The organism is Pedobacter sp. 01N416 (assembly GCF_056399685.1).
The window spans coordinates 1-11,047 of sequence record NZ_JBFTRT010000156.1 but is presented as its reverse complement, the minus strand read 5'-3'; the positions used below and the strand labels follow the sequence as shown (position 1 = coordinate 11,047).

Genomic DNA, 11,047 nt, shown 5'->3' with positions numbered 1-11,047 from the left:
GATCATATTTGGTTAGATTTTGGGTTATTTTAAATCACAGCTGCTTCCCGCTTCTTGTGGAGTGATGTAAACTCCGTTTTCAATTTTAATCGGATTTTTAAAGTGTTGTTTTAAATGGGGAATATGTTCCAGAAATAAAGCTTCGTGGCCCATGGCAATATGATTAAACAGTACCAGATGCTGATGTAACTGCCCCATGTCGCCAACATGGGGCACAACCGGCACGCCAAATTTTTTGCACAATAAACTAATCGTAATGAATTCACTAACGCCGCCTACACGTACTGCATCTACCTGCGCAAAACCTGTACAGCCAGTTTGCAGGTAGTTTTTAAAAATAATGCGGTTGGGTACATGTTCTCCCAAGGCCAGTTTAACAGGGGCAATTTCTTTAGCCAAAGTCTGGTGTGCCAATACATCATCCGGGTGGGTAGGTTCTTCCACCCAGAAAGGATTCATATTTTTAAGCTCATTACATATGGAAATAGCCTGTGGCAACGTCCATTGCTGGTTGGCATCTAACATTACTTTTGTGGTTTCACCAGCAACTTCACGTACAATGTTTGCCCTTCTGATATCACGCCTAGGGTCGGCAGATCCTACTTTAAGTTTCATTGCGGTAAAACCATTGGCAATAGCCTTTTTACAGTTTTCGCGCACCTTTTCATCGTCGTAATTAAACCAGCCTACAGAAGTATCGTATCCTGGATAACCGATATCAAGAATAGCTTCCCTCGATTTTTTGAAATCGGTTTGGCTTTGCAGCATGGCAATTGCCTCTTCTTTGGTGAGTACATCTTCCAGGTAAGAGAGATCGAGTGTATTCACAATTTCTTCGGGACTTAAATCGATCAGTAGTTTCCAAAGTGGTACGCCGCGTTTTTTTGCCCATAAATCATAACAGGCATTGGTTACTGAAGCCAATCCTAAATGTACAACACCTTTGTGTGGCCCTAACCACCTAAATTGCTGTTCGTTTGACAACGTGCGAAAAGTCTGTCCAAAATCGTTCATCAGTTCTTCAATATCTTTTCCCTTTAAGGTATTAGCATAAAATTGAGCGGCATTGCACACCAAATCGTTACCAGCGCCCAGGGTAAAGGCTAAGCCTGTTCCTGTTATGCCGTTATCGTTGGTTAAATTGGTAACTGCATAAGAGTATTGAGGATCTTTATGTATAGCATCGCTGCCTGCACCCGTTGATAGTTCAAATCGTTTGTCGCTAATTTCTATTTTGTTTATCATGTTAATAATCTGGATTATATGATGGTTCTGTATCCTAGTTCGGCTCCACCGCTTACCGGTAAAATAGTTCCTGTTATAAATCTGGCAGCATCGCTGAGTAAGAATAAGCAAGCATCTGCAATTACATCACCGGCTGGCATGCTTCCCAATGGCTGAAGTTTATCTAAGTAATGTTGTATTTCTTCTTTGTTGGGCTGTTCTTTGCTCCATGATTGCAGGGTTGGGGTATTAATCGCTGCGGGCGAAACCGCATTAACGCGTATTCTGTATGGCGCATAATCTAAAGCCATGGCCTTCGTTAATGCATTAATTGCACCCTTTGTGGCTACATAGGCGGCATGATTATCTTGCCCTATTGTGCCTACCATCGAGCTGGTATTTAAAATACAACCCTTTGTTTTTTTAAGATGCTTGATGCCATGGCGGGTGGTATATAAAATGCTTTTTAGGTTAACATCCATCAACAAATCCCACTCAGCATCTGTAGTCTGATCGAGCGTTTTTGAAGGATGCGCAATCCCTGCATTGTTATGTATAGCATCTATAACACCAAACTTTTCTATGATCGTTTTAAAAGCATCTTTTACATCATTTTCGTTAACTAGATTGCAGGTTATAGCTATTTTTTGCGCGGTTTCGAGTTCATAGAGTTTGTTTTCGGCTATTGGGTTTTTATCAAGAATGCAAACAGTAGCGCCAGCTTTTGAATAAGCCTTTGCACATTCCCAGCCAATGCCATCGGCACCTCCTGTTAGTACAATAATTTTATGATGAAGCATGTTAGTTATTTGGTTAGCATTTGTAATAGCTAATTTATTAAGGAAAAAAGAGATTAACTGAGGTATAATTCGCTAATAATGATGTTATATTAGCTGTTTTTCTTAAATTATTTACGTTATTTGGTAATTTAAGATGTAAATGGTAAATTAGTTTTTCATAACCAAATAGGCATCATAACTAATGGTAAAGAAATAGTCTATATCAAATGAAACCGATTTTTGCCAAAATACTTAACGGAAAAGTAAATGATGTTTACGGCATAAAGATTGTAAACGCACCTTACTTTTCTACCGAATTCCATTTTCACGAAGAATGCCAGCTCACCTATAACGTTGAGAGTGAAGGGCGCCGCATGATCGGTGATAGTATTGAAGATTTTAATAACGAGGACATGATTTTTGTAGGCGCTAATTTGCCTCATGTATGGCACAATAGCCAGCAATATTTTAGCAATTCGACACCAAATATCCATGCACATTCGATTTCGCTTTTTCTCCATCCCGAAAAAATACTGGATATTTTTCATGAGCCAGAAAATATCCAGAAGCTTAAAAATTTTTTCCAACTGGCTAAACGTGGAATGAAATTCAACTTTTCGGCCAGAAAGGAAATAAAACCTTTGTTGTTAAAAATTGCTCAGGCAACAGAAGAAATAACGCGTTTAATAGGGGTGCTCGAAATTTTAAACCTGCTTTGTCAAAATAAAGATTATGCGTTACTGGCGAGCCCGGGTTATACCAATAACTATCAGTTAAAAGATAATGATAGGATGGACAAAATTTTGAAATACGTTTTTGATAATTTTAATAAAGAGATATTGTTGGTAGATGCTGCCGAGATGACCAATATGAATAAACAGGCTTTTTGCAGATATTTTAAGAACCGTACACAGAAAACTTTTGTCACTTTTGTTAATGAAGTAAGAATTGGGCATGCCTGTAAATTAATTGCCGAAAGTGATCACCAGATAAGTGAAATGGCCTATATATGTGGTTTTAACAGTCTTTCTAACTTTAACAAATTTTTTAAGCTCGCAAAAGGCGTTACTCCAAAAGAATATAAAAAAATGTTGTTTGCAGATTGATGAGGTAAAAATTTACTGAATGAAGAATGTTCTTTTAAAAGACTTCCTTTAAACAGACTAATCTTTACTAAATCCTATATTTGCAACATGCAAAAGTCCTTTATCGATCAAATGGGCAGGGAAATTTTCATCAATTTTCCACCTAAACGGATTATTTCTGTCGTGCCCTCACAAACAGAATTGTTATTTGATTTGGGATTGGATAAGGAAATTATCGGATTGACCAAATTTTGTATCCATCCGATAGAAAAATTTGCAGAAAGAACCAAGGTTGGTGGAACAAAAAAGCTTAACATCGATTTAATCAAAGATTTAAAACCCGATTTGATTATTGGCAACAAAGAAGAGAATACGCAAAGTGATATAGAGGAGCTCGCAGCAGATTTTCCTGTTTGGATGAGCGATATTTTCACTTTGGATGACGCGATGAAAACCATTGGACAGATAGGGGAACTTGTGGATCGTGAGCCAGAAGCTAGTTATCTTAACCATTTAATTTCTGCTGGATTTAATGATCTGAAAACACTTGCACTTCAACAGCATATTGATAAAAAGGTTGCCTATCTTATTTGGCGCAAGCCCTACATGGCTGCTGGAAAAAATACCTTTATTGATGATATTCTGCTGATTAATGGTATGACGAATGTGATTACGCAAGAACGTTATCCGTTGGTTACACTAGAGGAACTGAAAACTTTAAATTGCGAACTGATCCTACTGTCGTCCGAGCCTTATCCTTTTGGAGAAAAACACATTGAAGAAATACAAGCGGCCATTCCTGAAGCAAAAATTATACTGGTAGACGGAGAAATGTTTAGCTGGTATGGAAGCAGATTGGTTAAAGCCGTGCAATACTTTTTTGAGTTTCAGAAGCAAATTATTAGCTTTTAAAGGCAAATTTTCATAATTTGTAGCATACCGTTAAGTTATCCCGTTATCATACCATTACAATAAAAAATCATAATCCGATGAAAAAAGTATTAATACTATCCCTATTCGTGGCTGTAATTTCCAGTTGCAGTTCAATGAAAAACGGAGGAAACTCAACTACAGTTACTGTAAGTGGAACAATTGAAAAATTAGGCATGACTACGTTTCAGTACGGTACACATTTATTAAAAACCGACAATAAAACTTATGCCTTAAAAAGTGCAAGTATAAATCTAGATACCTATTTAGATAAGAAGGTTACTATAAAAGGGAAAAAGGTTTCTGGCTATCCATTAGAAGGCGGACCTGAATTTATCGATGTAACGCTAGTGAAATTTTGATACCTATTTGGTTAAGACAATGGCGTCTCCCTGAAAATGGGATTCCTAAAGCTTCACCCATGGTTCATTAACTTTTTTCTAATGCATTAAGATTGCCAGTCAAGCTGGAAATGACGGACAGTGCTTAGGGGACTGCAAAGATGTACGCTCGACCATTGAAATTAAATTTTCTTTCTTCACAAAGTATTGCAAAGATTTGATTGTTCAATTTAGTTTATATCTTTGCAATCCTTAAAACATCCTATCTGCGGAAGTGGCGTAATTGGTAGCCGCACCAGACTTAGGATCTGGCGCTTCACGGCGTGGGGGTTCGAGTCCCTTCTTCCGCACAACAACATCAACCGTTCCGATTTAAACATCAGAACGGTTTTTTTATTTCACAGCTTCTTGATCTTATAATCAGTATTATCGCGCTGTTACTCAACTATTGATACTTCACCTATCCTTGCCACCTAAACCTGATCGCAGTGGTTCCGATTTTTCATCGGAAAGAACAGAGAGCAGGACCGCATTATCCTAAATGCCACCGGACCTGCTTTCCAAAAATAAAGGCTTATATTTATTTGAAACGAAACCAATATTTTGTTTCAGCAATAGGCCTGCTTTAATTTACAAATTCTTTATAGTCTTTGCCTGCATACATCATCACAAAAGCACTCAGCAAACCTTTTGAGTAATTTTTTCTCCTTAAAAACTAAATAGTTAGCCGCTTTTGACCAAAATAATAGATAAAATATAGCGAATGCCTTTTGATTATTCAATCTTGTTTCTATCTTTGCAGTCCTTACAACATCCTAACTGCGGAAGTGGCGTAATTGGTAGCCGCACCAGACTTAGGATCTGGCGCTTCACGGCGTGGGGGTTCGAGTCCCTTCTTCCGCACAACAAGATAAAGGCCGTTCCGATTTAAAAATCGGAACGGTTTTGTTTTTAAAAACATTGATTAATAAAAATTGATGTGCTGTGCCGGTTGTGGCGATATATGGTTTTTTCTCAAATCTCATATCTCATATCTCCCGTCTAAAGCACATCTTACTATATCTCAGAAAAAATGAATATTACACAGGAAAAAACCGGCAACTTAAATGCTGTTGTAAAAATCAAAATCGCACCTGCTGATTACACTGGAAAAGTAGAGAAAGCCATTAAAGATCAAGCTAAAAAAGCACAATTACCTGGTTTCCGTAAAGGAATGGTTCCTGCTGCCCACATTAAAAAAATGTATGGCAAAAGTATCTTGGTAGAAGAGGTTAACAACTTGTTAAACGATACTTTATCTAACTATATCGCGGAGCAAAAATTAGAAATTTTAGGTCAACCACTTCCTAAAATGGATGATGAACGCGAATTTAAATGGGATAATACAGATGATTTCGAATTTGATTATGAGTTAGGTTTAGCACCTGCTTTTGATGTAAATCTTTCATCTAAAGATAAATTTACCGAATACGTAATTAAAGCTGATAAAGAAACTTTAGAAAGCCGTATCAAAAATATCCGTCGTAGCTATGGTAAAATGACTAATCCTGAGGTTTCGGCTGATGATGATGTACTTTATACTGAATTAACTCAGGTAGCTGCAGATGGTACTGCTGTTGAAGGTGGTATCACCAGTACTGCAACTGTTCGTTTAGATCAGATTAAAGATAAAAAAATCCTTAAATCGTTAATTGGTTTAAAGAAAGATGATGAAGTAACCATAGATATCCAAAAAGCATTAGAAGATGTTGCGGTAATTGCTAAAGCTTTAAATATTTCGGAAGAAGAAGCTGCTGAGTTAAAAGCAAGCTTTAAACTTCACGTTAAAAACGTTAACCGCTTAGAAGAGTCAGACTTAAATCAAGAGTTTTTTGATAAATTATTTGGTGAAGGTACTGTAACTGACGAAGCTGGTTTCAGAGCAAAAATTACTGAAGAAGTAGAAGGTATGTTTAAACAGGATGCTGAACGTAAATTATCTAACGATATTTATGAAGCACTTTTAACTAAACACAATTTCGAATTGCCTGATGAATTTTTACGTCGCTGGTTAAAGGCTACAAACGAAAAATTAACCGACGAAGAGTTGGCAGAAGGTTATGATGATTTCGCTAAAAACCTTAAATGGACTTTAATCGAAAACAAAATCATCAAAGATAACAGTATCGAAATTAAATATGAGGATGTAGTTCAGGCAGCTAAAGCTAAATTAGATGCACAGTTTAGAATGTACAGTCCAAGCCCACTTCCTGAAGATCAATTGGCTCAATATGCCGTTCAGTTTTTACAGGAAAAAGAAAATGCAAACCGTGTTTTCGAAGAGGTAAAAGCATTAAAAACTTTCGAACAAATCAAATCTGTTGTTACTTTAGAGCAAAAAGATATTGATTATGATAAGTTTATTGCGCTGGATAAGAAGTAAGCGGTTGACGTAAGGCGCTTTGAAAATGATTGTGCTATTGCTATATTGAGTTATGGCTCAATTTAAATTTCAATCGCTCGAAGTTTGGCAGTTATCAATAGCATTAACTGATAAATTACTTGATATAGCTGACCGATTGTCAGTTGATAAAAAATACAGATTTGCAGAGCAGCTCAATGGGGCTGCTCTTAGCATATCTAATAATATTGCCGAAGGCTCAGGTTCTGTTTCCAATATGGAATTCGCTCATTATCTGAATATTGCGCATCGCTCTGCCTTTGAGAATGCAAATATTTTAGTAGTTTTAGAAAGAAGAAAATATATTTCTGACATAGAACTGAATGATTATCTTGAAGAATTAGATAAATTGGCACGGAAATTAACCAACTTCAGGAAATATTTATTAAAATAACTTGCGTATTTGGTTTAGGCTTAACCCGCTTATCGCAAAACGCCAAACTCTATAACTATGAACATAGATTCACAAGAATTCAGGAAATTTGCCGTTAAACATCAGGGGATTGGCGGTTTACACGTAGATAAATTTATTGCTCAGGCTAATCTGGACCCTAAGAGCATGACACCATATATCATTGAAGAACGCCAGTTGAATGTAGCGCAAATGGATGTTTTCTCTAGGTTAATGATGGACCGTATTATCTTTTTAGGTGATGCAATTTACGATCAGAATGCCAATATCATTCAGGCTCAGTTGTTGTTTTTGCAATCAACAGATGCCGATAGAGATATTCAGATCTACATTAACTCGCCAGGTGGCTCGGTTTATGCAGGTTTAGGTATTTATGATACCATGCAATATATACAACCAGATGTAGCTACAATCTGTACGGGTATGGCCGCTTCAATGGGAGCAGTTTTATTGGTAGCAGGCGCAAAAGGAAAACGTGCTGCATTACCTCACTCAAGAGTAATGATTCACCAACCATCAGGAGGCGCACAAGGCGTAGCATCTGATATGGAGATCAACCTGAGGGAGATGTTGAAATTGAAAAAAGAATTATACGATATTATTTCAGAGCACTCTGGGCAAACATATGATTGGGTCGAGAAAGCTTCAGATCGTGATTACTGGATGACAGCTGAAGAGGCAAAAGGATTTGGTATGGTTGATGAGGTGTTATCGAGAAACGCAAAAAAAGATGGCGAAACAAAATAAAGAATCCCGTTGTTCATTCTGCCATTCTGGCAAGCATGAAACGTTAATGTTGATTGAAGGCATGGATGCGTTTATCTGCGATAAATGTGTAACCCAGGCCAATCAATTGCTTGCGCAAGAATTAGGGACCAAAGGGACAAAAAATATTCAAGAGGCGATAAACTTATTAAAGCCTCTTGAAATTAAACAACATCTTGATCAGTATGTTATTGGTCAGGATGATGCTAAAAAGGTATTATCCGTTGCCGTTTACAATCACTACAAACGTTTAAATCAAAAAGTTGATAAAGACGAGATCGAGATCGAAAAATCAAATATCATGTTGGTGGGCGAAACAGGTACTGGTAAAACCCTTTTGGCTAAAACCATTGCGAAAATTTTGCATGTGCCATTCTGTATCTGCGATGCGACTGTTTTAACCGAAGCAGGTTATGTAGGTGAAGATGTTGAAAGTATTTTAACGCGCTTGCTTCAGGCTGCCGATTATGATGTAACAGCCGCTGAACGCGGTATCGTTTACATTGATGAGGTAGATAAAGTAGCGCGTAAAAGTGATAACCCATCCATTACACGTGATGTATCGGGAGAAGGTGTTCAACAGGCTTTATTGAAAATTTTAGAAGGTACGGTTGTAAACGTTCCACCTCAGGGCGGACGTAAGCACCCAGATCAGAAAATGATCCCGGTAAATACGAATAACATTCTATTTATCTGTGGAGGGGCATTTGATGGCATTGAACGTAAAATTGCCAACCGTTTACGCACGCAGGCCGTAGGTTATAAAGTAAAGAAAGATGAGACAGTTTTAGATCTTAAAAATCTTTATAAGTATATTACACCTCAGGATTTGAAATCTTTTGGATTAATTCCAGAATTAATTGGTCGTATACCGGTTCTTTCTCATTTAAACCCATTGGATAAAGAATCTTTAAGAAACATTTTAACCGCACCTAAAAATTCATTGATCAAGCAGTATGTAAAGCTTTTTGCTTATGAAGACGTAAAGCTTGTTTTTGATGAAGATGTTTTAAATTTTATTGTAGATAAAGCAATGGAATATAAGCGCTATGCTCAAAACTAAAAGAATATGAACGAAGAAAAAGAAGTAAAAAAAGACGAGGAAATTGTAGCGAAATCAAAAAAAGTAAAAGAAGTAGAAACTCCTGTTAAATCGGGGTTAAAATCGAAAGATGAAATTGTTAAAAATTGGTTGCCACGTTATACTGGCAGACCCTTAGATCAATTTGGCGATTATATTCTGCTGACCAATTTCAGTAAGTATGTAACCATGTTTTCGGAATGGAACGATAATGCACCGGTTATGGGTTTAGATAAGCCTATGCAAAGTGTTACCGCAAATGGTATTACGATTATCAACTTTGGTATGGGAAGCCCCTTGGCTGCAACCATGATGGATTTATTGACGGCCATTAAACCTAAGGCTGTTTTGTTTTTAGGTAAATGTGGTGGTTTAAAGAAGAAGAACCAATTAGGCGATTTAATTTTGCCTATTGCCGCAATCAGGGGTGAAGGTACATCGAATGATTACTTGCCGGCAGAAGTGCCTGCATTGCCAGCATTCGCCTTGCAGAAAGCGATTTCTACAACCATACGCGATCATGGCAGAGATTATTGGACCGGAACCTGTTATACCACCAACCGGAGGGTTTGGGAGCACGATAAAGAATTTAAAAAATACTTGAAAACTTTAAGGGCGATGGCAGTGGATATGGAAACAGCTACGATTTTTACTACGGCCTTTGCCAATAAAATCCCAGCAGGCGCGTTACTTTTAGTTTCCGATCAACCGATGATTCCAGAAGGCGTTAAAACTGCCGAAAGCGATAGTACTGTAACCGAGAAATACGTAGAAACACATTTAAGAATTGGTATCGACTCATTAAAGCAATTAATCAATAACGGATTAACGGTAAAACATTTGTTGTTTTAACATAAGTTAAGTACTGTTGTAATTAGAGGGATCGTCATCCTGAACTTGTTTCAGGATCTTTTCGGCTTGAATTATTAACAAGTTAGATGCTGAAATAAATTCAGCATGACGCATCAAGTAAGGCAATCATTTTTGTTAAGACTTTGCATCGGACTCTTTTACCTGCATAAAAGTAAATCTATTTAAACAAAAAAAGACCGGCATTTGCCGATCTTTTAATATTTATTAAAATCTAAAATCTTATCCTAAATAAGATTTTAAGATTTTACTTCTTGATGTATGACGTAAACGCTGTAAAGCTTTATCCTTAATCTGACGGACACGTTCACGGGTTAAATTAAATTTCTCACCAATTTCTTCTAGAGAAAGGGGATGGTTAGAGCCTAAGCCGAAGAATAAAACGATAATTTCTCTCTCTCTTTCGGTTAAAGTAGATAAAGAACGTTTAATTTCTTCTGATAAAGATTCATTAATCCTAAGTTACCTTCATTGATTAAATCGCCTAAAGTTAGGCCTTGATTTTGATATTGTTTTGCAACAGATACAACGAAACGCAAGTTGGTCTTAGTCAATCGCTCTAATGCAGCCTGATCGCCCTCACGAATCTTCCTTGCTAAAATTACTTCCTCTTCTGCTGTTATTAAATCTACTTTGCCAATTTCGTGTAGGTATTTATCTAATGACTGACTTTCACGGTTGGTAATGGATTGCGTTATCTTGAGTTGTCTCATTTATACGAATTGTGTGCTCTTTAATTATTGAGTGTGCAAAGTTACGAAATTGTATAGCAATCCGAAAGGATAAAATGCTGAAAATGTTACTGTTTGCACAAGTTTTTTACAGTTTTACTTATAGCAAAAATCATTCCAAACAAAATTCTGACATTGTATGTCTGAATAACTGTATTATGATTGTTTTTCGAGTATTATTTATTGTAAATCAATAAATATATTTTGAATTATAATAATTATTTATTTATGTTTGTACTTTAAATGATTGAATAAATATGACGTTTCTTATTTTTTCAACTATTTAAAGCAAATAATAAAAGCCATTATTATGGGGTGTTTTTGATCATGTAGTTTTTGTCAGGTTGCATGAATAAAGATCAAAACAAGAAATCGGCTTAATTATTAAC

The 11,047-nt window shown here is 36.6% G+C and carries 10 protein-coding genes, 2 tRNA genes and 1 pseudogene; 10 read left to right on the top strand and 3 right to left on the bottom strand.

Going from position 1 to position 11,047, the window contains the following annotated elements; all coding sequences use genetic code 11:
- Nucleotides 1-24 precede the first annotated feature (24 nt).
- Both AC1DND_RS10600 and AC1DND_RS10595 read right to left on the bottom strand, forming a co-directional pair.
- Nucleotides 25-1,245 carry an enolase C-terminal domain-like protein gene (locus AC1DND_RS10600; protein ID WP_477581465.1) on the bottom strand — a complete coding sequence of 407 codons (1,221 nt, stop codon included), beginning with the start codon at nucleotides 1,243-1,245 and terminating at the stop codon, nucleotides 25-27.
- A gap of 14 nt (nucleotides 1,246-1,259) precedes the next feature.
- On the bottom strand, nucleotides 1,260-2,024 hold the full coding sequence (locus AC1DND_RS10595) for an SDR family NAD(P)-dependent oxidoreductase (protein WP_477581463.1): 765 nt from the start codon (nucleotides 2,022-2,024) through the stop codon (nucleotides 1,260-1,262).
- Nucleotides 2,025-2,230: 206 nt separating this feature from the next.
- Here AC1DND_RS10595 and AC1DND_RS10590 point away from each other — a divergent pair, with 206 nt between their 5' ends.
- From AC1DND_RS10590 to AC1DND_RS10545, 10 genes are all read left to right on the top strand, one after another.
- Nucleotides 2,231-3,109 carry an AraC family transcriptional regulator gene (locus AC1DND_RS10590; protein WP_477581462.1) on the top strand — a complete coding sequence of 293 codons (879 nt, stop codon included), beginning with the start codon at nucleotides 2,231-2,233 and terminating at the stop codon, nucleotides 3,107-3,109.
- Between the two features lie 87 nt (nucleotides 3,110-3,196).
- On the top strand, nucleotides 3,197-4,000 hold the full coding sequence (locus AC1DND_RS10585) for a helical backbone metal receptor (protein ID WP_477581460.1): 804 nt from the start codon (nucleotides 3,197-3,199) through the stop codon (nucleotides 3,998-4,000).
- A 77-nt stretch (nucleotides 4,001-4,077) separates the two neighbouring features.
- Complete coding sequence (locus AC1DND_RS10580) at nucleotides 4,078-4,380, top strand: hypothetical protein (RefSeq protein ID WP_477581458.1); 303 nt, start codon at nucleotides 4,078-4,080, stop codon at nucleotides 4,378-4,380.
- Between the two features lie 247 nt (nucleotides 4,381-4,627).
- Nucleotides 4,628-4,709, top strand: a tRNA-Leu gene (locus AC1DND_RS10575).
- A 471-nt stretch (nucleotides 4,710-5,180) separates the two neighbouring features.
- Nucleotides 5,181-5,262 (top strand) — tRNA-Leu (locus tag AC1DND_RS10570).
- A 169-nt stretch (nucleotides 5,263-5,431) separates the two neighbouring features.
- Nucleotides 5,432-6,781, top strand: a complete 1,350-nt coding sequence (gene tig, locus AC1DND_RS10565) for a trigger factor (RefSeq protein WP_477581456.1) — start codon at nucleotides 5,432-5,434, stop codon at nucleotides 6,779-6,781.
- Between the two features lie 52 nt (nucleotides 6,782-6,833).
- Nucleotides 6,834-7,193, top strand: coding sequence for a four helix bundle protein (locus tag AC1DND_RS10560; RefSeq protein ID WP_477581454.1), 360 nt, complete (start codon nucleotides 6,834-6,836; stop codon nucleotides 7,191-7,193).
- 57 nt (nucleotides 7,194-7,250) lie between these two features.
- The gene (clpP, locus tag AC1DND_RS10555; RefSeq protein ID WP_307531483.1) at nucleotides 7,251-7,958 is read left to right on the top strand and encodes an ATP-dependent Clp endopeptidase proteolytic subunit ClpP; all 708 of its coding nucleotides are present in this window, start codon (nucleotides 7,251-7,253) and stop codon (nucleotides 7,956-7,958) included.
- Nucleotides 7,942-9,039, top strand: coding sequence for an ATP-dependent Clp protease ATP-binding subunit ClpX (gene clpX, locus AC1DND_RS10550; RefSeq protein ID WP_477581452.1), 1,098 nt, complete (start codon nucleotides 7,942-7,944; stop codon nucleotides 9,037-9,039). The genes clpP and clpX overlap by 17 nt, the downstream gene beginning before the upstream one ends.
- Before the next feature lie 6 nt (nucleotides 9,040-9,045).
- The gene (locus AC1DND_RS10545; protein ID WP_477581451.1) at nucleotides 9,046-9,909 is read left to right on the top strand and encodes an AMP nucleosidase; all 864 of its coding nucleotides are present in this window, start codon (nucleotides 9,046-9,048) and stop codon (nucleotides 9,907-9,909) included.
- A 240-nt stretch (nucleotides 9,910-10,149) separates the two neighbouring features.
- On the opposite strand, the pseudogene AC1DND_RS10540 reads toward AC1DND_RS10545, so the two are convergent.
- Nucleotides 10,150-10,640, bottom strand: a pseudogene (locus AC1DND_RS10540) (sigma factor-like helix-turn-helix DNA-binding protein).
- Between the last annotated feature and the right edge of the window lie 407 nt (nucleotides 10,641-11,047).

Excerpts from the sequence above, each read along its gene's own strand:
- AC1DND_RS10600 (WP_477581465.1), bottom strand. The coding sequence starts at position 1,245 with ATGATAAACAAAATAGAAATTAGCGACAAACGATTTGAACTATCAACG.
- AC1DND_RS10595 (WP_477581463.1), bottom strand. The coding sequence starts at position 2,024 with ATGCTTCATCATAAAATTATTGTACTAACAGGAGGTGCCGATGGCATT.
- AC1DND_RS10590 (WP_477581462.1), top strand. The coding sequence starts at position 2,231 with ATGAAACCGATTTTTGCCAAAATACTTAACGGAAAAGTAAATGATGTT.
- AC1DND_RS10585 (WP_477581460.1), top strand. The coding sequence starts at position 3,197 with ATGCAAAAGTCCTTTATCGATCAAATGGGCAGGGAAATTTTCATCAAT.
- AC1DND_RS10580 (WP_477581458.1), top strand. The coding sequence starts at position 4,078 with ATGAAAAAAGTATTAATACTATCCCTATTCGTGGCTGTAATTTCCAGT.
- tig (WP_477581456.1), top strand. The coding sequence starts at position 5,432 with ATGAATATTACACAGGAAAAAACCGGCAACTTAAATGCTGTTGTAAAA.
- AC1DND_RS10560 (WP_477581454.1), top strand. The coding sequence starts at position 6,834 with ATGGCTCAATTTAAATTTCAATCGCTCGAAGTTTGGCAGTTATCAATA.
- clpP (WP_307531483.1), top strand. The coding sequence starts at position 7,251 with ATGAACATAGATTCACAAGAATTCAGGAAATTTGCCGTTAAACATCAG.
- clpX (WP_477581452.1), top strand. The coding sequence starts at position 7,942 with ATGGCGAAACAAAATAAAGAATCCCGTTGTTCATTCTGCCATTCTGGC.
- AC1DND_RS10545 (WP_477581451.1), top strand. The coding sequence starts at position 9,046 with ATGAACGAAGAAAAAGAAGTAAAAAAAGACGAGGAAATTGTAGCGAAA.